Annotated in this window: 18 protein-coding genes and 2 pseudogenes; 6 read left to right on the top strand and 14 right to left on the bottom strand. The window is 70.3% G+C overall.

The features are described 5' to 3' along the window. Positions 1–70: 70 nt before the first annotated feature. Positions 71–652 (bottom strand): HD domain-containing protein, encoded by a 582-nt coding sequence (locus ACZ45O_RS17265; protein ID WP_464854691.1) that lies wholly within the window; start codon positions 650–652, stop codon positions 71–73. Positions 653–748: 96 nt separating this feature from the next. Between ACZ45O_RS17265 and ACZ45O_RS17260 the strand changes: the two genes are divergently transcribed. Beyond that, the gene (locus tag ACZ45O_RS17260; protein ID WP_464854689.1) at positions 749–1,306 is read left to right on the top strand and encodes a cob(I)yrinic acid a,c-diamide adenosyltransferase; all 558 of its coding nucleotides are present in this window, start codon (positions 749–751) and stop codon (positions 1,304–1,306) included. Positions 1,307–1,314: 8 nt separating this feature from the next. Here ACZ45O_RS17260 and ACZ45O_RS17255 read toward each other — a convergent pair whose 3' ends face one another. Continuing rightward, the gene (locus ACZ45O_RS17255; protein WP_464854687.1) at positions 1,315–3,198 is read right to left on the bottom strand and encodes an ATP-dependent helicase; all 1,884 of its coding nucleotides are present in this window, start codon (positions 3,196–3,198) and stop codon (positions 1,315–1,317) included. Between the two features lie 146 nt (positions 3,199–3,344). Here ACZ45O_RS17255 and ACZ45O_RS17250 point away from each other — a divergent pair, with 146 nt between their 5' ends. Next, the gene (locus ACZ45O_RS17250; RefSeq protein ID WP_464854686.1) at positions 3,345–4,181 is read left to right on the top strand and encodes an HAD family hydrolase; all 837 of its coding nucleotides are present in this window, start codon (positions 3,345–3,347) and stop codon (positions 4,179–4,181) included. A gap of 47 nt (positions 4,182–4,228) precedes the next feature. Here the strand turns inward: ACZ45O_RS17250 and ACZ45O_RS17245 are convergent, their stop codons facing one another. From ACZ45O_RS17245 to murQ, 6 genes are all read right to left on the bottom strand, one after another. After that, positions 4,229–5,842 carry a PGAP1-like alpha/beta domain-containing protein gene (locus ACZ45O_RS17245; RefSeq protein WP_464854685.1) on the bottom strand — a complete coding sequence of 538 codons (1,614 nt, stop codon included), beginning with the start codon at positions 5,840–5,842 and terminating at the stop codon, positions 4,229–4,231. Positions 5,843–5,933: 91 nt separating this feature from the next. Continuing rightward, on the bottom strand, positions 5,934–6,617 hold the full coding sequence (locus ACZ45O_RS17240; RefSeq protein ID WP_464854683.1) for an ABC transporter ATP-binding protein: 684 nt from the start codon (positions 6,615–6,617) through the stop codon (positions 5,934–5,936). A gap of 47 nt (positions 6,618–6,664) precedes the next feature. Then, on the bottom strand, positions 6,665–7,828 hold the full coding sequence (locus tag ACZ45O_RS17235; protein WP_464854682.1) for an ABC transporter permease: 1,164 nt from the start codon (positions 7,826–7,828) through the stop codon (positions 6,665–6,667). 139 nt (positions 7,829–7,967) lie between these two features. Then, entirely contained in the window at positions 7,968–8,711 is a 744-nt protein-coding gene (gene nagB / locus ACZ45O_RS17230) for a glucosamine-6-phosphate deaminase (RefSeq protein WP_464854680.1), read from the bottom strand. Further along, the gene (gene nagA, locus ACZ45O_RS17225; protein ID WP_464854678.1) at positions 8,698–9,855 is read right to left on the bottom strand and encodes an N-acetylglucosamine-6-phosphate deacetylase; all 1,158 of its coding nucleotides are present in this window, start codon (positions 9,853–9,855) and stop codon (positions 8,698–8,700) included. The genes nagB and nagA overlap by 14 nt, the downstream gene beginning before the upstream one ends. Positions 9,856–9,887: 32 nt before the next feature. Further along, on the bottom strand, positions 9,888–10,790 hold the full coding sequence (gene murQ / locus ACZ45O_RS17220) for an N-acetylmuramic acid 6-phosphate etherase (protein ID WP_464854677.1): 903 nt from the start codon (positions 10,788–10,790) through the stop codon (positions 9,888–9,890). Positions 10,791–11,064: 274 nt separating this feature from the next. On the opposite strand from murQ, the gene ACZ45O_RS17215 reads away from it, so the two are divergent. Continuing rightward, positions 11,065–11,430 (top strand): hypothetical protein, encoded by a 366-nt coding sequence (locus tag ACZ45O_RS17215; protein WP_464854676.1) that lies wholly within the window; start codon positions 11,065–11,067, stop codon positions 11,428–11,430. 36 nt (positions 11,431–11,466) lie between these two features. Here the strand turns inward: ACZ45O_RS17215 and ACZ45O_RS17210 are convergent, their stop codons facing one another. Next, positions 11,467–12,393, bottom strand: a complete 927-nt coding sequence (locus tag ACZ45O_RS17210) for an ROK family protein (protein ID WP_464854674.1) — start codon at positions 12,391–12,393, stop codon at positions 11,467–11,469. Between the two features lie 150 nt (positions 12,394–12,543). On the opposite strand from ACZ45O_RS17210, the gene ACZ45O_RS17205 reads away from it, so the two are divergent. Both ACZ45O_RS17205 and ACZ45O_RS17200 read left to right on the top strand, forming a co-directional pair. Further along, positions 12,544–13,461: an SDR family NAD(P)-dependent oxidoreductase gene (locus ACZ45O_RS17205; protein WP_464854673.1), complete on the top strand. Its 918-nt coding sequence runs from the start codon at positions 12,544–12,546 to the stop codon at positions 13,459–13,461. A 15-nt stretch (positions 13,462–13,476) separates the two neighbouring features. Then, entirely contained in the window at positions 13,477–14,619 is a 1,143-nt protein-coding gene (locus tag ACZ45O_RS17200) for a metallophosphoesterase (protein WP_464854671.1), read from the top strand. Between the two features lie 19 nt (positions 14,620–14,638). Here the strand turns inward: ACZ45O_RS17200 and ACZ45O_RS17195 are convergent, their stop codons facing one another. The 3 genes from ACZ45O_RS17195 to ACZ45O_RS17185 form a co-directional block, all read right to left on the bottom strand. After that, the gene (locus tag ACZ45O_RS17195) at positions 14,639–15,565 is read right to left on the bottom strand and encodes an oligopeptide/dipeptide ABC transporter ATP-binding protein (protein WP_464854669.1); all 927 of its coding nucleotides are present in this window, start codon (positions 15,563–15,565) and stop codon (positions 14,639–14,641) included. Positions 15,566–15,574: 9 nt separating this feature from the next. Beyond that, positions 15,575–16,690, bottom strand: coding sequence for a Nif3-like dinuclear metal center hexameric protein (locus ACZ45O_RS17190; RefSeq protein WP_464854667.1), 1,116 nt, complete (start codon positions 16,688–16,690; stop codon positions 15,575–15,577). Positions 16,691–16,951: 261 nt separating this feature from the next. Further along, on the bottom strand, positions 16,952–17,656 hold the full coding sequence (locus tag ACZ45O_RS17185) for a tRNA (adenine(22)-N(1))-methyltransferase (RefSeq protein WP_464854665.1): 705 nt from the start codon (positions 17,654–17,656) through the stop codon (positions 16,952–16,954). A gap of 104 nt (positions 17,657–17,760) precedes the next feature. Here ACZ45O_RS17185 and ACZ45O_RS17180 point away from each other — a divergent pair. Then, a pseudogene (locus ACZ45O_RS17180) lies at positions 17,761–18,270 on the top strand (protease complex subunit PrcB family protein); the annotation flags it as partial. 72 nt (positions 18,271–18,342) lie between these two features. On the opposite strand, the gene ACZ45O_RS17175 reads toward ACZ45O_RS17180, so the two are convergent. Together ACZ45O_RS17175 and ACZ45O_RS17170 are read right to left on the bottom strand one after the other, a co-directional pair. Continuing rightward, positions 18,343–19,350 carry a DUF2804 domain-containing protein gene (locus tag ACZ45O_RS17175; protein ID WP_464854663.1) on the bottom strand — a complete coding sequence of 336 codons (1,008 nt, stop codon included), beginning with the start codon at positions 19,348–19,350 and terminating at the stop codon, positions 18,343–18,345. A 223-nt stretch (positions 19,351–19,573) separates the two neighbouring features. Next, positions 19,574–20,967, bottom strand: a pseudogene (locus ACZ45O_RS17170) (MATE family efflux transporter). Between the last annotated feature and the right edge of the window lie 438 nt (positions 20,968–21,405).

Below are 21,405 nucleotides of genomic sequence, written 5' to 3'. Positions count from 1 at the left end.
TCCTCTCCTCCTTCGCGATCGGCCTTCACGAAGAAGGATACGCCCCGCCCCCTGGCTGGCATGACGCCGTTCAGCGGCCCTCCGGCGCGGTTCCGGCCAGCCCCAGCGGCTCTGCCGCGCGCTGCAGGGCGGCGATGACGTGCCCGATGTGCTCGTCCAGGTCCACGCCCAGCTCCTGGACGCCGCGCAGGACGCACTCCCGGTCCACCCCCGCCGCAAACCGCTTGTCCTTCATCTTCTTGCGGACCGCCCGCACGTCCACGTCATGGATGGACTTTGACGGCCGCACCAGGGCCGTGGCCACCACGAGGCCCGAGAGCTCGTCCACCGCGTAGAGCACCTTGTCCCGCAGCGACCGGCGCGGGTAGCGGTCCGCGACGGCGTCGGCGTGCGAGCAGATCGTGTGGCGGATGTCCTCCGGCACCCCGAGTTCGGCCAGGATCCGCTCCCCCTGAAGCGGGTGGTCGGGAGAGTTGGGGTAGCGCTCGTAGTCGAAGTCGTGCAGGAGGCCGATCACGCCCCAGGTTTCGGGGTCCTCACCGTAGAGTTCGGCGAAGTAGCGCATGCAGGCCTCCACGGCCAGCAGGTGGTTCAGGAGCCGTGGGCTCTTCACGTATTCGTTCACCAGCTTCCAGGCCTCTTCGCGGGTCACGGTGCGACACCTCCTTCGAAGATGGATAACTTCATGTTAACCAAATCACTGCGAAATCCTCCATCAACGTGGTAGACTGGTGACGGAGGTGAGACCATGAAGATCTACACGCGCACCGGCGACAAGGGCGACACGAGCCTGCGCTGGGGCGAGCGGATACCGAAGAACGCCCTGCGGGTTGAGGTCTACGGCACCGTGGACGAGGCGAATGCCCATCTGGGCATGGCCGTGGCGATGATGGACGGAATCCCCTACGCAGCGATCCGCGCGATTCTCATGCGGGTGCAGAACGAGCTTTTCCACCTGGGTGCGGACCTGGCGACGCCGCCCAACCAGGACCGGGGTGAACAGCCCCGCATCACCGAGGAGTCGGTGGCCCGGCTGGAGGCCGATATCGACCGGCTGGAGGCCAGGCTCACCCCGCTGAAGGGCTTCGTGCTTCCCGGGGGTTGTCGCCCGGCAGCGGCGCTGCACATGGCCCGCACCGTGGTGCGCCGTGCGGAGCGGCTGATGGTTTCCCTGATGCAGCAGGAGCCGGTGGATCCTGCGCAGCTCCAGTACCTGAACCGGCTCTCGGATCTGCTGTTCGTGGCCGCCCGCGCCGCCAACCAGGCGTCCGGCGAGGGCGACAGGCACGTGGACTGGAAGCGATAGAATTCATCTCAGGAGCCGGCGTCCGCGGCCTTCGCGGCGGCGGCTCCCAGCAACTCTGCCACAAACGGGGACGGTCTGCACTCACGCCCCTCGTAGGAGCGGGGCACGCTGACCCAGAGCTGCTCGCTGGCACGGGTGACGGCCACGTACATCAGCCGGCGCTCCTCCTCCGCATCGGCATTGGACCGGTGCGGCAGGAGGCGGTCGATGACGCCCGCCACCACCACCCGGGGAAACTCCAGCCCCTTCGCGCGGTGGCAGGTCACCAGGGTGACGGCCGGGGCCCCCTCGGGGACCTTCCGGTCCGCCTCGGCCGAGAAGGTCTCGACGTGGCCCAGGTAGGCGGTCAGCATGAGCCGCGGCGCGGTGCGCTCCACCTCCGCCAGGAGGCCCAGCAGCTCATCGGGGCTGCCTCCCGCCCGGCCGGCGTACTCCCGCAGGTAGTCGTCGTACCCGATGACCGTGCGGACGTAGCCGATGGCGTCGGGCGCCGCCATGCGGCTGAGCGCGCGCAGGTGATCCTGAAGCTCCTCCACCGGGCGCAGCTGCCAGGTGCGCAGGAGCCCCGTGTGCCCGATGGCGTCCAGCAGGTCGCCGCCGGTCCTGGCGGCGATGCGCTCCGCTTCCTCGATGACGGCGCGGGCCAGGTAGCGGTTGGGTCGGTTGAGGACCGGCGCGATCGCCATCCGGTCGCCCGCGGCGGCCCGCAGGTAGGCCAGCACATCCTGCACGGGCCATCGCCGGTAGAGGTTCGGCAGGCCCCCGAGGGCCCGGTAGGGAATGCCCTCCCGGCTCAGCACCTCGGCCAGGACGTGCGCCTGCTGATTGGTGCGGTAGATCACCGCCCAGTCGGAGAACGGCGCTTCCGACCTGCGCACCAGCCGGGCAATCTCCTCGGCCTCGGCCAGGGTGTCGGCCGGGGCCAGCAGCTTCACCGGCCGGCCCGACCGCCGGGCCGGGCGGATCACCTTGCCCAGTCGTTTGACGTTGTGCGCCACCAGCCGGTTGGCCGCCTCGACGATGGGCGGCGGGCAGCGGTGATTCACCGCCAGGGTCACCTGCACCGCCTCGGGGTAGTGCCTGGGAAAGTCAAGCAAGAATTCCGGCGAGGCCCCGCGCCAGCTGTAGATCGCCTGATCCTCGTCGCCGACCACGCAGAGGTTGCGCGCTGGCTCGGCCAGGAGGCGCACCAGTTCGAACTGAATCGGGTTGGTGTCCTGAAACTCGTCGACGAGGATGTGGGTGAAACGTCTCCGGTAGGCGGCCAGCACCTCCGGGCGGTCGCGCAGGAGGGCCAGGGCCTCGTGCAGCAGATCGTCGAAGTCCCGGAGGCCCTGCTCGGCCTTCGCCTCGGCGTAGAGCCGGAGCAGCCTGTCGAAATCCGGGGCCGCCAGGGCCCGCGGCTGAAACGACGCCGGCGCGTCGGGAACGGCCCGCAGCCGGCTCAGGTCGGTCAGAACCTCCTGCACCGCCTCGTCGTCGGTGTTCAGCCCCGTGGTCCGCATGAGCTGGCGGATGAGGCGAAACTGCTGGTCCTCCGCGAGCATGCGCAGTGGGCCGCCGCCCAGGGCGTGGCGCAGCATGCGGTAGGCCAGACCGTGGAACGTGCCGAAGAAGGCCCCCCTGGCCGCCTCCGGCCCGGCGGCCTCGGCCGCACGGGCCTTCAGCGCGTCGGCCGCCGCCTTGGTGAAGGTGAGCACCAGGAGCGACCGCGGCTCGACCCCGCCCGCGGTGATAAGATAGCCGATTCGCCGCGCGATCACGGTCGTCTTCCCGCTGCCGGGTCCGGCGACGACCATGAGCGGGCCGTTGGCATGTGTCACCGCCCGGGCCTGCTCGGGGGTCAGCCCCTCCAGCAGGAGCCGGGCGGCGGGTTGGGATGGGTTCTGCAACAGCGGTCACCGTCCTCTGCGCCCAAGGCGGGATGTGATCACCCACTGGGTTCGGCAGGCCGGCAGGCCATCCCTCCCCGCAAATCTTCCGCTATCTGGCTCAGGCCGGAGCCGTTTTCCGGCGAACACAGGCATGAGGTGGTGCAATGGCCCTCGTTTCCTTCGACCTGGATGGTGTGCTGCAGCGCAATCCCTTCTACATCGGAAAGCCCCACGGGGTGTTCGGCCACATCTGCCGAACCCTTGCACCGTACGTCAGCGAGCCCGAGCCGGACAAGGCCCTTCTGGGACGCCTCATCGCCCTGCACCGCGCCCGGGCTGCTGCCGGGGACATGGTGGGCTGCCACGACTGGGACGATATCGTGAACACCGTGGCCCGGGAGGTCGGCTACCCGCAGCGGATTCCCGTGGCCGGGCTTGTGGAGGAGTTCTGCCGCATCGAAGGCCTGATCTGGGCCTACCCCGGCTCCGAGCGGTGCCTCGACCAGCTGAAGGCCGAAGGCCACACGCTGATCTCGATCACCAACGGGTTCCGCTGCTACCAGGAGCCGGTCCAGCGGGCGCTTGGCCTCCTGCCCCGCTTCACGGCCCTGGTCACCCCGGACGCCGCCGGCGCCGCCAAGCCCCAGCCGGCCATCTACCACGCGGCCGAGGCGTACGGCAGCCCGCCCTTCATCCACGTGGGCGACGTGCTGCCCCACGACATCGCCGGGGCCCGGGCCGCCGGCTGGCTGTCCATCTACGTGGTGCAGCCCCGCGCGCCGGGCTACACCCCCATGCCGCCGGAGCTGGCCGCACTGCCCCCCTGGGAGCGGCCCGCCGCGGGCGGCCGGTGGCTCGCGGAGCGATTCGAGATCGACCGCAAGTGGCACGACTACCCGCCGTGCGAGCTCCGGGACTGCATCCCCGATGCCATCGTGCACCACCTGGACGAGGTGCCTGCGGCGGTGCGGCACCTGGTGCAGACGGCGCGGCGCACCTGAGCGCCGCGCCGTCTGCCACCGCGGACCCGACGCCGCTCCGTTCGCCCTCAGTCCGCCTCCGCGAACGCAGCGAAGCTGCTCACCACCGTCCGCTCGAAGGCCGAGCCGTCGCGGAGCTTTCCGGTCACCGTGACCGTCACCGTGTATACGCCCGGTTCCTGAGGCACGGGCACGGCGGCCTCATGGGCGCCCGCTCCGGCGCTGAAGCCGATCTCACCGGCCAGGACCCCGCCCCGCCCGCTCAGCCGGGCCGTGGCCCGGCTCTCCGCCACCGCCGCGCCCTGCACGGACACGCCCAGGGTGCGGGCGGCCCCGGGCGAGGAAGGCCGGCTGCCCCGGTCCAGGGCGACGGCTACCCCGCCTTCCAGGGCGGCGATCATCAGGTAGGCGGCGCCGTCCTGTCCGCCCGTCACCAGCTGCCACTCGCCGGCAGCCGGCGCCGTCACCTCCACGCCGGCCAGCCACGCGCCGGCAAACACCTCGCCCTCCGCCACCCGGGTGGTGAACTTCACCGGGTAGACGTCACCGTCAGGCGAGACCAGGCTGACCTCCAGGTCGGGGTGGGAGGCGAGCACGTAGAACGTCGCCGCCTTCACGCCCCGCTCCACCGGGAAGGCGTCCGCGCCCGGTTCGGCGGCGGCCTCTCCGCCGCGGAGGATCAGGTTGCCCGCAGGCTGCTGCCGGACGGAAACGCGGCGCCCGTCAGGGGAGACCCCGTGCCCCTCGGGCGCGACGGCCTGCCCGGAAAGGGTGAGCTGCGGGGCGATGGTGCTCCACACCCTGCTGCCCATCCGGATTTCGTCGTGGTCCCAGTACCCGGTGCGCAGGTGGGGCGCCCCCGGCTTCTCGGCAGACCACACGGGCACCACGCCGTCATCCTCGCCGGCGATGTAGACGCAGCCCAGCCACAGGGCGGTGAAGAGGGGGCCGCACTTGTACCCGGACACGGTGGCGTACGAGACCCCGGGGTCCTGCCCGTCGGTGATCGAGCGGAAATACTCCATGTATGCGGTCTGCATGACGTAGGTGGCCTCGGTCCGCTGGCCCAGCAGCTCGGCCAGCCACGAGGCCCAGGAGGAGTAGGCCAGGTCGGCCAGCGGCGTTCCCCGGTGTGGCGTGCCCAGGGTGATCACCCGGCTGATCTTCGGGGCCGCGCCGTAGTGGACCGATGCGGCGTTGGCATCCACGCCGCCCTTGGAGTGCGCGACGACGACGACCTTGTTCACGCCGAAGTAGGCCGTAATCTGATCCAGCAGGCCGCTCAGGAGCTGCCCGTTGTCCCACATTGTGCCCTCCGGGTGCAGATCCACGAAGGCCGTGCGGTAACCATGGTTGTAGGCGTAGTCGTACATGTCGTTGGTGCCGTGGTAGACGGTCGGCTGCCACCAGGTTGCGGCGGAGCCGCCCTTGCCGTGCACGAACACCAGCACCGGTTTCGCCGGGTCCACGTTGGGCGGCGTCGCGCCGATGTACCAGTCGCCCGCGGAGAGCATCCGACCACCCGGCCCCGCGAGTTCCGCGGAACCGGCGGGCACGGGTTCAGGCGGGCTTTCCGCGGGCGCAGCCGGCTGAGCGCCGGCAGCAGCCGCCTGTGCGGGCGGCGCCATGGCCGACAGGAACAGAAGAGAGCAGATGAGGAGCAGCGGTACGATCCTGCGCATGGGGATCCCCTCCTTTCCCCATGAGCATACTTCGTACCGCTTCCCTCTGTACATAATATTCTGTTATTTTCGCTGTCGGCATTGCTTCCGCTCAACCCGCCGCCGTGCTCAGCACCCTGCCGTCCTCCATGTGGTAGATGCGGTCGCACACCTGCCCCACCACCGGGTCGTGGGTCACCACCACGAAGGTCTGCCCCCGCTCCTGGCAGAGGCGGCGCATCAGGCGCAGGAGCGCCCGGGCGCTCTGCGAATCCAGCGCGCCCGTGGGCTCGTCGGCCAGCACCAGGGCCGGGCTGTTCACCAGGGCCCGGGCGATGGCCACCCGCTGCTGCTGCCCCCCGGAAAGCTGGCCCGGCAGGTGGTGCAGCCGGTCGCCCAGGCCCACCGCCTCCAGCATTGCCTTCGCCTGCGCATAGGGGTTGGCGGGGCGCGGGCGCAGGTACCGGAGGGGCAGGGCCACGTTCTCCAGGGCGGTCAGGCTGGGTACCAGATTGTGGGCCTGAAACACAAAGCCGAGCCGGCGGAGCCGGATCGCAGGCAGGGCCGAATCCGGCAGGCGGGTCACCTCGATGCCGTCAATGCAGACCCGGCCGGCGTCGGGCCGGTCCAGGCAGCCCAGGATGTGCAGCAGCGTGGACTTGCCGCTGCCTGACCGCCCCATGATCCCCACGATCTCGCCCCGCCCCACGGTCAGGCTCGCGCCGTCCAGGGCCCGCACGCCCATGGGGTACTCCTTCACCAGGCCCTCGGCCTCCAACAGCGGCTGTGCGCTCACGGCTCTCCCTCCATGCCTCCCGCTCGTTCTCGTGCCATCCGCTCGCCTCAGATCGCCCGCAGGGCCTCCACCGGGTCCAGGTTGGCCGCCCGCCAGGCGGGCCATGCGCCGGCCAGGCCCCCAAGCAGCGTCGCAAACCCCAGGGCCCCCGCGGCCAGGCGCGGCGTCAACAGGAAGACCGGCGTGCCCTCCTGCGCCGCGTACCCGTTCAGCGCCGCGATCAGCCCCGCGGCGGCGCCGAGGCCCAGCAGCCCGCCCATGAGGCCGATCAGGACCGACTCGGCCAGGAACTCCCGGAGGATGGCCCACCGCCCGGCGCCGATGGCCTTCTTGATGCCGATCTCGCGGGTGCGCTCACCCACGGCGAAGAACATCGTGTTGATGACCGCCAGCGACCCGACGATCACCGCGATGGCGCCCGACCCCAGAATGGCCGTGTTGAGCAGGCTCGACGCGGTCCCCGCGGCCTTGGCCAGCTGCTCCGGCGAGTGCAGCAGGTAGCCCCTGCGCAGGCTGTGCGCGAGCTGGTCGGTGAGCGCCTCGCCCAGCCCGGGCTCGATCAGGGCGTAGGCGTTGGTCCAGGCGCCATCCAGCCCCATCTCCCGGAGTAGAGCCGAGCCGTCGAACAGGATCTCCCGCGCATCCTCCTCCGGGATCAGGGCCCACCCATCGGGCAGGGAGAGCGTCTCCTGCAGCACGCCCACCACCCGGAAGCCGCGGCCGCGCGCGTGCAGGGTGTCGCCCACGTCCAGCTTCATCTTGTGGGCGACTGCGCTGCCCAGCACCGCCACCTGCCGCTCCCCCGGCCGCCACCAGCCGCCCCGGGCGAGGCGGAGCTGGGCCGCCTCGTCGCCGATGAGCTGGGCCCGGGCAAAGTTGGGCAGGTCGATACCCACCAGGAAGCGCGGCGCCAGCTCGAACCCCGCAGTCTCATCCAGGGCCATCATGATGTGCGTCTCCACGTGGCGCACCCCCGGGGTGCGCTTCATCACCTCGATCTCCTCAGGGCCCAGCAGGTTCAGGCGCAGGGCGCCGCCGGTGGAGTGCACGGCGATGCGGTTGGCGAAGTAGGCCTCTCCCCCGGCGATCAGCCGGTTGAACTTCTCGGCCATGGCGCCCATGACCGTGAAGGCCAGAATGCCCACCGCGATGCCCAGCACGGTCAGGCCGGTGCGCAGCCGCCGCCGGTACAGGTTGCGCAGAATCTCCATGGAAGTCCTTGCCTCCCCCGGCAGTACTCCCCTATAGGATGCCCAGTTTGCGCCAGTTTCAAAGGGGCCGTCCCGGCAGTCGCGCGCACTGCCGGAACGGCCCCTTCTCCATTTGCCATCTGAACCCCTCAGTCGGCCCCTACCGCTTCAGCAGCGAGGCGGCCTCAGTATCCAGCAACACCGTCGCGTCCGGGTGGAAGTGCAGGGCGGTCGCCGGCACCTCCTCCGTGGGCTCGCCCTCCACCAGCCGCTGCACGATCAGCGCCTTCCCGGAGCCGCTGGCGAGCAGCAGCAGACGCCGGGCCTCCAAAATGGTGCCGATGCCCATCGTGATCGCGCGGCGGGGCACCTCATCGATGCTGCTGAAGAAGCGCGCGTTGGCCTCGCGGGTCCGCTCGGCCAGCTCCACCACGCGGGTGCGCCCGTCCCAGGGCGACCCGGGCTCGTTGAAGCCGATGTGGCCGTTGTGGCCCACGCCCAGGAGCACGATGTCCAGCCCGCCGGCGGCGCGGATCGCCTCCTCGTAACGGCGGCACTCGGCCTCGGGGTCGGGCGCGTTGCCGTCGGGGATGTGGCAGTTCTCCGGGCGGAGGTCGGTCCGGTCGTACAGCATCCGCTTCATGAAGGAATAGTAGCTCTCGGGATGCGTGCGGGGAAGCCCCAGGTACTCATCGAGGTTGAACGTCCGGGCCCGGGCGAGCGACACCCCGCTGGCCACCAGCGCGTCGTAAAAGCCCACCGGGGTTCCACCCGTCGGGAGCCCCAACACGGCGTCGGGCTTCTCCTCCAGGAGTTCGATCACGATCGCCGCCGCCCGCTCGGAAAGCGCGGCGTAGTCCGGCAAGACCTCGACCTGCAGCGGATACCTGCTACCTGCCTTCATAAACGACCTCACCGCCTATGATTGTGGTTTTCACGTTCAGATCCTCGTCGAGAATCAGGAGATCGGCATCCTTGCCCACGGCCAGGGAGCCCTTGCGTTCGGCCAGCCCCATGAGGCGGGCCGGGTTGAGCGACGCCATGGCCACCGCGGTCGGCAGGTCGAGCCCCACCAGGCGGACGATGTTCTGCACGGCACGGTCCATCGTCAGCACCGACCCCGCCAGGGAGCCGCCGTGCAGGCGTGCCTCCCCGCCCTTCACGATTACCGGGAACTCGCCCAGCTTGAACTCGCCGTCGCCCATGCCCGCCGCCATCATGGCGTCGGTCACCAGCAGCACGTGCGCGGGCCCCCGGGTCCGGATGGCCACCTGCATCGAGGCCGGGTGCACGTGCACGCCGTCGGCGATCAGCTCCACCGTCATGCCGGGGAGGGTGATGGCGCCGCCCACTGTGCCCGGCTCACGGTGGTGCAGCCCCCGCATACCGTTGTACAGGTGGGTGGCGTGCGACAGACCGGCCTCCGCGGCCGCCCTGAGTTGTTCGTACGTCGCGTCGGTGTGCCCCGCGCTGACCGTGGCGCCGCGGCTGACCAGATGCCGGATGGCCTCCAGGGCGCCTTCCGTCTCCGGGGCCAGCGTCACGTGCCACCGGTCCCCGGGCCCGCCCTCGGCCATCCAGCGGTCGATCTCCTCGATTGAGGCCGGCCGCACGTACTCCGGGTTCTGCGCTCCCTTGTGCTTCACGTTGATGAACGGCCCCTCAACGTGAAAGCCCAGCACCCGCGCGCCCCGCCGGGGGGCCTTCCGGGCCGCGCGAATGGCCCGGATGATCTCCTCCTCCGGCGCCGTGAGGGTGGTCGCCAGCAGCCCGACGGTCCCGTGCCTCACGTGGGTGGTCGTGATGGCCACCACGGCTTCGGGGTCGGCATCCATGAAATCGGCGCCCCCGCCGCCGTGCACGTGGATGTCCAGGTAGCCCGGGGCCAGGTAGCCCCGCTCCACCACCTCGGCCCCGGCGGGAACGGGCGGCGCGGCCGGGTCGGCCAGATCCCACACGTCGGTGATCCTGCCGTCCTCGTACGCCAGCAGACCCTCTTCCACCACCCGGTCCGGAAGGATGAGCGGGGCCTTGAACCACCGCTTCATGCAGACACCTCTCCTTCGTTGCGGCTTCCCGCTTACTTGCGCTGCGCCAGCGCGATGGCCTGCCGCACAAAACCGCCTGTGCGCTCCAGGGCCTCCTGCGCAGCCGCCGTGTCCACCCCGGCCAGAAGGGCCACGATGGCCTGCTTCACCGAGCCGCCGGCCGCCGCCAGCGCCCGGGCGGCCTCCTGCTCGTCCCGTCCCGTGGCCAGGACCACCATGCGGACGGCCCGCTGCCGGAGCTTCTCGTTGGAAGCCTGCATGTCAACCATCAGATTGGAGTAAACCTTTCCCAGCCTGATCATCGCGCCGGTGGAGAGCATGTTCAACACCATTTTCTGCGCGGTGCCCGCCTTCATGCGGGTCGAGCCCATGATCACCTCGGGCCCCACCACGGGCGCGATGGCAACGTCTGCCGCGGCGGCCAGGGCGGAGCCCGGGTTGTTGGTTACGGCCACGGTCGCGCACCCCAGGCGCCGGGCCTCTTCCACCGCCGCCACCGTGTACGGGGTGCGCCCGCTCGCGGCGATGCCCACCACGACGTCGCCGGCCCGCACCCGTTCGGCAATGTCCCCTGCGCCCCGCTCCCGGGAGTCCTCGGCGCCCTCCACCGGCACGAAGACCGCCTCCCTGCCGCCGGCGATCACGCCCTGCACCAGGTCAGGGGGAGCGCCGTAGGTCGGCGGGATCTCGGAGGCGTCGAGAATGCCGAGCCTGCCGCTGGTGCCTGCGCCTACATAGAAGAGACGGCCGCCGGCCTGCAGGCGCTCGGCGATGAGGTCGACGGCGCGCGCGATGTTGGGCAGCTCCTTCTCCACGGCCAGGGCCACCTGCTTGTCCTGCTCGTTGATGATCCGCACCATCTCCAGGGTGGACAGCTGATCGATCTCCAGCGACTCCTGCAGCCTTCCCTCTGTCACAAGCCGGTTGATCTCCACGACTGTTCCCTTCCTTTTCGGTGAGCTAAGAGCAACCCATCTATACCGTCTTCCCCGGTTCCCCGCCCGATGCCTGCAGCCACGTACCACTTCTTCCGGCCGTCCCCACAGATGAAGGATACCAGCCGACCGAACCGCAGATCACAGGCTTGAAAAAGTGGTTGCGGACTTTCGCGCAAAATGGGGCTGCGCAAAGAAAACCAATTACTGGTTTCCTGCGTAATAACTAACAGGGGTGCACGCCCCAGGTGAACCGTGAATTGGGGGGGTTCCCGTGCTGCAAAGGGCACTTGGACTGCTTGGCTTCCGGTCTCCGGAGCCCACTTTCCGCACGCCCGACCACCACGCCCTGATGAAGGCGGCCCTGAGTCGCGTGGAGACCGCGCGGCAGATGATGCGGGAGGCCCGGACCCTCGAAGAGCTGGACCTCGCCCGGTCGGCCCTGCAGCAGGCGCAGGCCGAGGTGCAGCACGTCATCCGCTCGGCCAAGCGGGAGCGCGGGGTCGCCCTGCGGCCCATCGCCGAGACGGAGCAGGTCTACCGTACGCTCTGGGAGCGGCTGAAGGGCGGGCGCGACAGCCGCGGCGCGGCCACGCAGGGGCAGTCCGGGCAGCCGAAGCCGCCGGCGGCTGGGGGATAGCTCCCCTGGCTGCGGGCCGCCTCCGCCGGCTGGGGGCTACCCCCTCCGACTGAGCATGGCCAGGCGGGCGGCGCCCACCACGCCGGCCGTCGGCCCCAGCTTCGCCTGCTTGATGCGGATGGACATCGACCGCTCCCGGCACTCCCGCGCGGCGGTCTGCACCAGCCGGTCCCACCAGTAGCCCAGCCGCGTGATGCCGCCCCCGACCACGATCATCTGCGGATCGAAGGCCATCTGCAAGTTCATGAGGAAGAGCGCCAGGTCATCCGTCCACCGCTCCACCCCCAGGCGGGCGGCGCGCTGCCGGTCGCCGGAGCCCTGCTCCGCGGCGCGGATCACGTCGCGGATGCCGCGAAACGGCCGCCACCCGGTGAGCCCCTCGTTGGCCCGGCGGGTGAGCGCCTTGGACGACACATACCGCTCCGCGCAGCCCCTGCCGCCGCACGGGCAGGGCTCGCCGCCGGGGTAGAGCGCCATGTGCCCCACCTCACCCGCGCCCCAGCGCGCGCCGCGGAAGAGCCGGCCGTGCACGGTGAGGGCGCCGCCCACGCCGGTCCCGAGCGTCAGCATGAGAAAATCCGATGCGCCCCGGGCGGCGCCGATCCAGGCCTCGCCCATCGAGGCGGCGTTCACGTCGTTGTCCACGACGACGGGCACGCCAAAGGCGCGGTGCAGCTCCGCCCCCAGGTCCGTGCCGCTCCAGCCCGGCAGGTTTCCGCTCGCGAAGATCACGTGCCCCCGGCGGTGGTCGATGCGCCCCGGCGACCCGACCCCACAGGCCGCCACCGGGGTCTCCGCCCGCTCCAGCAGCGACCGGCCCAGTTGCCGAATCCGCCCGAGCACCGCCTCTCTCCCTTCCGCGGCGCGGGTGGGCGTCTCGGCCCGGTGCAGGATGCGGCCTTCCCCATCCACGATGGCCCCCTTGATGCCCGTGCCCCCGACGTCGATGCCCAGGTAGACCATGGCGTTCACCTCCCCCTTACCGGGCAGACCGTGAAAACGTCCTCCACTTCCATAGCATGTCCGCATCCGCGGCCGCCGGAACGATCTCCCTGCAACAAAGGGATTGCGGAGCAGACGGGCGAATCCTTTCCGCCATGGGAGGGAATTCGGATGCAGCAACTCCTGGACGCCGTGGGGGCGGTGCCCGGGGAGCTGGCCGGCCGCGTCGCGGTGGTGACCGGCGCATCGCGCGGGATCGGCCGCGCGGCCGCCGTCGCGCTGGCGGCCCTGGGCGCGCAGGTGGCCGTGGTCGACACGGCGGATGCGGGTGAGCAGGCGGCCGAACAGATCCGGGCGGCAGGCGGGGTTGCCCGGTTCTTCCGGGCCGACGTCGCCGACGAGGCCGCGGTGGCGCACCTCAGCCGTGCGGTGCGCGCGGAGTTGGACGCTGCCTCCATCGTCGTCAACAACGCGATCCTCTGCCCGGTCGCGCCCGTGGAGCAGATGAGCACGGCGCTCTGGGACCGGGTCGTCGCCGTCAACCTCCGGGGGGCGTTCCTCGTCACCCGGGCGTTCCTGGCGCAGCTGCGGGCGGCGGAAAAGGGCACCCTGGTGAACATGGTCTCCACCGACGCCATGCCGGGCCTCAGCGCCTACAGGGCCTCCAAGCAGGGGCTGGTCGGCCTCACGCAGTCGCTGGCCGCCGAGGTCGGCGAGGGCCTGGAGCGGCTGAAGGCCATCCTGGACGAGATCGCCGCAGACTTCCAGCGGCTGCCGCCCTTCGTGCGCCCGCTGGCCCGGTCGGGCTTCCGTGCCAGGACCGGCAAGGCGATTCAGACCTGGCAGCACGAGTCGGAAGCGCTCCTCGCCCGCGTGCGGAACGGTCGCCCCTGCGACCGCGCGCGGCTGCGGTCGGATCTGGAGCGGCTGATCGCCTACGTGGAAGGGGTGCCCGCGCAGACGGCGCGCTTTACCCGCGACCCCGCCGTGCTGGCCGAGGTGCAGCAGCGCATGGAAGGCTGCGCGCGCGACCTGGCGGCGCTGCAGGCCGCGCTGGCCGAGGACAACCGGGAAACGGCAAGCGGATGAGTCGGGAGTGGAACGATGTATCTATACCTGTTCGTCGCTCTGTTTTTCGCAGTGTACGGAGGAATCGGCTTCTACATCGGACTGCGCGGCGCGCAGTGGCTGGCGGCCGTACTGCCCCGGCCGCTTCCGGCGGCGCCGTACTGGGTCGCCATCACGCTCCTGGCCGCGGCCTTCCCGCTTGCACGCGCGGCCGCGGCGTGGCTGCCGCTCTGGGCCTCTGAGTGGCTGGCCCGGATCGGAGCCTGGTGGATGGCCACCTACGTGTACCTGTTTCCGACGCTGCTCCTGATTGATCTGGTGCGGCTGGTGGCCCGCGGCGTACGTCTGGTGGCTCCGGGTGTGCTCCCTGAGGTCAATCTGGTGAAGGGCACGGGGGCAGCCGTCCTCGTCGCGTTCGCCGCCGTGCTGCTCTACGGCGCCTGGGCCGCGCGCTCGCCCGTGATCACCCGCCACGAGGTGACCATCCCGAAGCCCGCCGTCCCTTACCGGGAGCTGAACGTCGTGCTGGTCTCCGACACCCACCTGGGCCTGATCATCGGCAGGGACCGGCTGGAGAGGCTGGTCGCAGACGTCAACCGGCTCGAACCGGACATGGTGCTGCTGGCCGGCGACATCATCGACGACGACTTCCGCCCCTTCCTGGCGCGGGACATGGCCGCGGCGCTGCGCGGGCTGCACGCGCCGCTGGGGGTGTACAGCGTCCTGGGAAACCACGACGCCGGCGCCGAGGACCTCCCGAAGTTCAGGGCGGCCATGGCGGAGGCGGGCATACACCTCCTGGTGGACGAGTGGGTGGCGGTGGACGACGCCTTCTACGTGGTGGGGCGCAACGACCGCTCGCGCCGGCCGGCCCCGCTGCATGCCGTCCTGCAGGGCATCGACCGCTCGCGGCCGATCCTGCTGCTGGACCACCAACCCGACCGGCTGCACGAGGCGGTGGCGGCGGGCGTCGACCTGCAGGTCTCCGGCCACACCCACCGGGGGCAGGTGTGGCCGGGCCGGCTGCTCACCGCGCGCATCTTCGAGGTGGACTGGGGGTACCTGGAAAAGGGCGGCACCCAGTTCGTCGTCTCCCAGGGGTGGGGCACCTGGGGGCCGCCGATCCGCGTCGGGTCCCGTTCGGAGATCGTGCAGATCCGGATTCGCTTCGAACCGTGAGCCCTGCTGAATGAGGGCGCTAAAGGACATGGCAGGCGGCCAGGTGGCCGGGAGCAATCTCCCGCGCCACCGGCCTTTCTTTCGTACATTTCTCGACCGCCGCAGGGCAGTGATCGGCCCAGGGGCAGCCGGAGAAAACCCGCCCGGCGGTGTCCTCGTCCGGCGGCAGGGGCCCCTCCTCCCGGCTGAGGAAGCGGCGGCTGAAGGGATGCCGGGGTTCGAGCAGCACCTGCTCGGCGGGGCCGATCTCGCAGAGCCGGCCCAGGTGCATCACGCCGATCCGGTGGGCCAGGCGGCTGATCACCCGCACGTCCTGGGAGATCAGCAGGTAGGCGGTGCCCCGCTCCTGCTGGACCCTGGCCAGCAGCCGGAGGAGCTCCTGCTGCAGCTGGGGGTCGACGCCGGCAACGGGTTCGTCCAAGGCCACCAGCAGCGGGTTGAGGACGAGGGCGCGCGCGATGGCCAGCCGCTGCTGCTGGCCGCCGGACATCTCGCGCGGGGTCCGCTCCAGGAACTCCGCCGGGGGCAGCCCCACCTGCTCCAGCGCCCGCCGGATGCGGGCCTCGCCGTCGGGCAGGTTGTGGATGCGGATGAGGTGGCCAAGCTGCGCCCGCACGGTCTGCTCCATCACCAGCGACTCCCGCGGGTCCTGCCGCACCATCTGCAGCCGGCGGCGCGCCTGCCGGCGGTCCAGACGGCGGACGTCTCGCCCCTGGACGGAGACGGACCCCCGGTCCACGGGCCGGCGAAGGGTGGCCGCCTCCGCGAGCGTCGTCTTCCCCGCGCCCGAGCCGCCCATCAGCCCCAGGGTCTCCCCCCGGGCGATGGAGAGGCTGACGCCGTCCACCGCGCGCACCGGCCTCGCGCCCCACAGGCCGAAGGGTCCGGTGGGGTCGGTGCGGCGCAGCACAACCACGTCATCGAGCTTCAGGATGGTTTCGGCCATGCCTTCCTCCTACACGAACTGGAATGGGTCGCGGCCGGCCTCGGCTTCCATTACCTCAACCGCGTGGCCGTCGGCCGCCAGCCGCTCCCGCAGGTAGGCGGCCAGGGATCCCATGGCCCCGGCCTCCGAGTGGTAGTGGCCGACATCGATGACGGCCAGCCCGAGGTCGAGCGCGTCCTGCGCGTCGTGGTACTTCACGTCCCCGGTGACCAGGACGTCCGCGCCGCGGGCGGCCGCGGGGCGGATCAGGTCCGCGCCTGCGCCGGCCCCCACCGCCACGGTGGTGATCATTCGGGCGGGGTCGCCCACGATGCGCACCGCCTCCGTCTTCAGGGCGCCCTTGAGCCGCCCGGCCAGGTCGGTGAGGCTGACCGGCTGGGCCAGCCGCCCGATGCGGCCGTGCCCCCGCACCTTCCCCGGGTTGGCCAGCGGGTACAGGTCGTAAGCGACTTCCTCGTAAGGATGGGCGGCGATCATCGCCCGCACCGCGCGCTGCGCGGCGGACTCCGGCACGATGGTCTCCAGCCGCAGCTCATCCGCCTTCTCCAGCTTCCCCTGCTGTCCGAGGAAGGGGTTGGTTCCCTCCAGCGGCAGGAAGGTGCCGGTGCCGGGGCTCTGGAAGGTGCAGTGGCTGTAATTGCCGATGTGGCCGGCGCCCGCGCGGGCAAGGGCGTCGCGCACGGTGTCCTCATGCCCCTGCGGTACGAAGACAACCAGCTTCACGTAGCGCTCCTCGCCGACCTGCTTGATCACCTCGTGCTCGGTGAGCCCCGCCGCCGCGGCCAGGGTATCGTTGGTCATCCCCGGGGCCTGGTCGAGGTTGGTGTGCGCGGCGCAGAGGGCGATGCCCCCGCGGATCAGCCGGAACAGCCGCCGGGCCGCCCGGTTGTCGGAGCGCAGGGCCTTCAGCGGCCGGAAGATGAGCGGATGGTGCACCACCACCAGCTCGCAGGCCCTCTGCTCGGCCTCCTCCAGCACCGGATCGGTCAGCTCCAGCGCGACGAGCACGCGCTGCACGGCCGCGGCCGGGTCCCCGACCTGCAGGCCGACGTTGTCCCACGACTCCGCCCAGTGAAGCGGCGCCAGCTCCTCGATGTAAGCCGCAATCGTTCCCACGGTTGTCATCCGACAGCACCTCCCAGTTTCCGTCACCTGAGGCCCTCCGTTGTCACCCTTACCCGGGTCCCTCACCTGTTTCCCTCACCTGTTTCCCTCACCTGTTTCTCACACCTGTTTCTCTCACCTGTTTCTCTCACTTGTTTCCCTCAACCGTTACCCTCACCTGGTCCCTCGCCCCGGTGCCCTCGCCTGGTCCCCCACCCCGGTGCCCTCGCCTGGTCCCCCACCCCGGCGCCCTCGCCTGCGTCGCGCAACGGCGACCGTCAACTACTTCCCTCCGCCGTCGCCCGCGCAGGTGCGCCGGGCCTCGGACAGCTTATCAACCAGCTCGGTCAACTCCGCCGCACGTGCCCGGGCTTCCGGCCGGCCGGAGCGGGCCGCGCCCGCCAGAGCCCGGCGGGCCAGCTCCAGCTTCTCGTCCACGTACCGCACGACCAGCGGGCCGCCCTGCCGCAGCAGGAGCGGCCCTACCTCCTCCTCCACCCGGCTGAGGCGCATCTCGCCCGGCTCGGCCACCAGCACCAGGTAAAGCCGGCCGCCGTCCTCGACGACCTCCTCGGCCACCAGGCGCCATCCGTTCTCTGCCAACCAGCGGCGCAGCTGAGCCTCCCCGCCCATGGGCTGCAGGACCAACCGCTCCACGCCCGTCAGCGGCCCCTCCGCCAGAATGCGCGCGATCAGGGGCCCGCCCATGCCGCAGATTGCGACGCACGGCGCCTCGCCCGGCTCCAGCACCGTCAGGCCCGATCCCAGCCGCACGTCGATGCGGTCGGCCAGGCCGGCTGCGGCGACGGTGGCCTGTGCGGCCTTCAGGGGGCCGGGCAGCACATCCCCGGCGACGGCGCGCGGCACCCGACCGGTCTGCACGAGATGGACCGGCAGGTAGGCGTGATCCGTGCCGATGTCGGCAAAGGTCCGGCCGGCCGGCACGTAACGGGCCACGGCGGCCAGGCGGGGGGATAGCTGGAACATATTGATGGCAGCCCTCCGATCGCTGGGTTAGGATTCGCCCAGCCCCCCGGTTCGACGCCCTGAACTTCGGGAAAGCTGAGCAAAAAACCGAGGGAGGCCAAGCTGTGCACAGATCGGCGAAGCCCCTCAGACGGCGGCCGGCCCAGTCGGCAGTTAGGGCGTCGGCCCGGTTCTCGGCCCAGCCCGCAGTTCGACCGTCGGCCCGGCTCTCGGCCCCGCTGGCCAGGCTCGCCCGGCTGGCCCTGCTGACCGCGCTCACCCTGCTGACGGCCTGCGGGACGCCCACCGCCACCGGCGAGTTCACGACCCTGGCCCGGGGCAGCCACAGCGGCATCACCGCACAGGAGGCCGCGCTGATCACGAGCCTGGCCGAGTGGGAGGCCCTCTGGCGCCGCCACGCCAGCCGCTTCGACCCGCCCCCGGCCCTGCCCCCGGTGGACTTCGGCCGCGCCTCCGTGGTGGCGCTGTTCGCCGGCGAGCGGCCCACCGGCGGCTACAGCCTCTACATCACCGATGCGGCGCTTCAGGGGGAGAGCCTGAGGGTCACGGCCCTGGAGCTCCGGCCAGGCCCGGGGGAAACCGTCACGCAGGCGGTGACCCAGCCGTATCACATTGTCGCCGTGCCCCGGGTGAAGAAGCAGACCCGCCTGGAGGTCCGCTGGCGGGTGCGGACCAGCACCGCCGGTCTACCAGCGCGCGCGGTGCTCCTCGGCCCAGCCCACCATCCGCTCGATGGCGATGCGCTCGCCGTCCTCGGTCACCACCGTGCCGCTGAAGCGGCCGATCATCTGGTGCACCTCGGACCGCACAATCACCGCCTCGGTGCGCGCCACCCGCTCGAAGAACGGCTCAAACGTCAGGTCAACCTGGTCGGTCTCCCGGGTGCGGATGCGCCAGGGACGCATGAAATTGGCGGGGTCGTACTCGAACCGCAGGTCGTCGTGCACCTTCGTGACCCGGCCGTCCACCACGAAACCGTTCTCGTTCATGCCGGTCCCGTCGGTCCAGCCACCGCCCAGGTTGAGCCCCACCGTGCGGCCGCCCTGCACCCCTGAGGCGGCGGCCCAGTTCCAGAAGCCCCGGTAGGGCCAGACGCCGCGCCCGAAGTCCAGGCAGGCGAAGCCGTCGAAGGCGATGCGCCGCTCCCCCAGCCGCACCTCGCCCTGGGCCGGCAAGGCCTCCTGCTTGGAGGTGAACTGGAACCGGGTGGCGCTCCAGGGAATGACCACGTTCACCGACTCCTGCCCCGCCGGGCGAGTAACGGTGAAATCGGCCTGCATCGCCACCCCGCCGAAGTCCGGGCTCTCCGCGGTGAGCCGGATGGTCGACCCGTCGTCGGCCATGAGCATGTTCATCCTGCGATCGGTGAAACGCACCTCCCCCTCCACGCCCTCGGGGAGGGTCAGCCCCCGGCCAAGAGGATGAAGCACGGTCTGCTCGGTGAACTCCCGGGTCTCGAAGTCCAGGAAGTAGGCAAAGCCGAGCCCGGCGTAGTCCAGATCGGTCACAGTCATGGAGAACAGGTGCGTCTCGGTGGTGATGGCCCAGTAATTCCAGCGCTTCTTGCGCAGCCAGTGTCCCCTGAGGTTGCACTGGTGCAGGGGCCTGCGGGACCAGCCCACCGCGTCGGGGTTGAGCCGGCCGCCGGGGTCACAGAGCAGAACAGGCTCCAGCAGTTCGCGTTCGGTGTTCATAGGGCACCTCCTACACGCCGATCTCCCGCGCACCCTCCTCCGCTACGGCCCATCCAGAAGCCGCCGTCCGGCCCGCTGCGGCTGATCCGGAAGCCGCCGCTCGGCCCGCTACAGCCAATCCGGAAGCCGCCCGTCCGGCCCGATGCAGCCGATCTGAAGGTCGCTGTGCCGCGCCTTCAGCCTCTGCTCTGAATCGTTCTACTGCCGGCGGCGGGTTCCCTCCTCACGCCGCCCGCGCTCTGCCTGGCTGCACCTGCTCCTCCATCCCGTGGAGCGCCCGGCGGAAGTCAACGGCGAAGGTCGCCGTCGTCAGGACCACAGCGATCAGGTCGGCCACTGGCTCGGCCAGGAAGACGGCGAAGACGCGGTCGGCCATGAACTGCGGGAGGATGAAGATCAGCGGAATCAGCAGGAACACCTTGCGCAGGAGCGCGAGAAACGACGAGATGCGGGCGTTGCCCAGCGCGATGAACACCTGCTGGCACGCGATCTGCAACCCGAAGGGTAGAGTGCCGAACATGTAGACCCTGAGCGCGCGCTCGGTGAACGCCGTCAGCGCAGGGTCCTTGGTAAAGAGCGTGATCAGCAGCCGCGGCGCGAACATGCAGATCGTCCACAGGACCGCCGTGTAGATGAAGGACACGGTGAGCAGGAGGCGCACCGCCTCACGCACCCGATCGGGCTTCACGGCCCCCAGGTTGTAGCTGACGATCGGCTGGGCGCCCTGGGTCAGGCCGATCAGTGGCAGCAGTGCGAACTGCATGACGCTGGCGAGGATGGTCATGCCGCCCACGGCAAGGTCGCCGCCGTACCTCAGGAGGGCGGTGTTGAAGGTGACCGTGATGACGCCCTCGGTAAACTGGATCACGAAGGGGGAGAAGCCTAGCGCGAGACAGGGAAGGATGACCTGCGGCCGGAGCCTCAGCCAGCGGCGTCGAATCCGGAGGAAGCTTCTCTTCGAAGTGAGGAAGCGCACCACCCAGAGGGCGGAGACGCCCTGGGAGATCACGGTGGCGATCGCTGCCCCCTTCACCCCCATGCCCAGCACGAACATGAAGATGGGGTCCAAAACGATGTTCAGCACCGCCCCAATCAGCACGGTGTACATGCTGACCTTGGCGTAACCCTGCGCGGTGATAAAGGCGTTAAGCCCCAGGGCCAGCTGGACGAACAGGGTGCCCAGCGCGTAGATGTTCAGGTAATCCAGGGCGAAACCGATGGTGTTCTGGCTGGCGCCGAACAGCATGAGGATGGGCCGCCCGTACAGGAGCAGGACGGCGGTGACGATGAGGGCGATCGCCCCCAGCGCGGCGGCGCAGTTGCCCAGGATCTCCTCCGCCCGCGCCTTGTCCCGCTGGCCCAGCGCGATGGAAGCCCGGGGGCTCCGCCCATGCCGACCAGGGCAGCAAACGCGGCCACGGTCATGATGACGGGCATCGTGACGCCAACGCCCGTCAGGGCCTGCGGACCCACTTCTGGCAGGTGGCCGATGTAGATGCGGTCGACGATGTTGTAGAGTGCGTTGATGACCTGTGCGGTGATGGCCGGTACCGACAGCGAGAGCAGCAGTCTGCCCACGCTGCCGGAACCGAGGTTGACCTCTTGCGCTTGTTGCATTTGTACTTTATTCCTCCAAATGATCTGCGATAATCGGCCCAAGAACGGACGAGCCCTGCCCGGCTCGATGGAAGCCTGACAGAGCGTCGGACTCAGAATGCCTTATGTCATTAAGTATATGATATTTGTAGTCTCTAATCCAGCCTTGCGGAGCACGCCTCATCCTTGTCACTTGCTCTCGCTCGAGTCGCCCTCGCTCCACCCGATCTCGCACCACCCATTCTCTCGTCCCCCTCTCGCCCTCCACCCTCCCTACCCACTCTCCCTACCCACTCTCTCCACCTATTCTCTCCACCCACACTCCACCCACTCTCCACTCACTCTCCACTCACTCTCCACTCACTCTCCACCCACGCCCTCCACCCACACTCTCTCCACCTGTTGACCCTCCGCCCGCATCCCGCTCCAGTCGCTCTCACTGAGGCTCCTCTCGCTCCA

It is taken from the genome of Symbiobacterium turbinis (assembly GCF_055383075.1).
The sequence above is the reverse complement of the archived record's forward strand: the minus strand, read 5'-3'. Positions and strand labels throughout refer to the sequence as shown.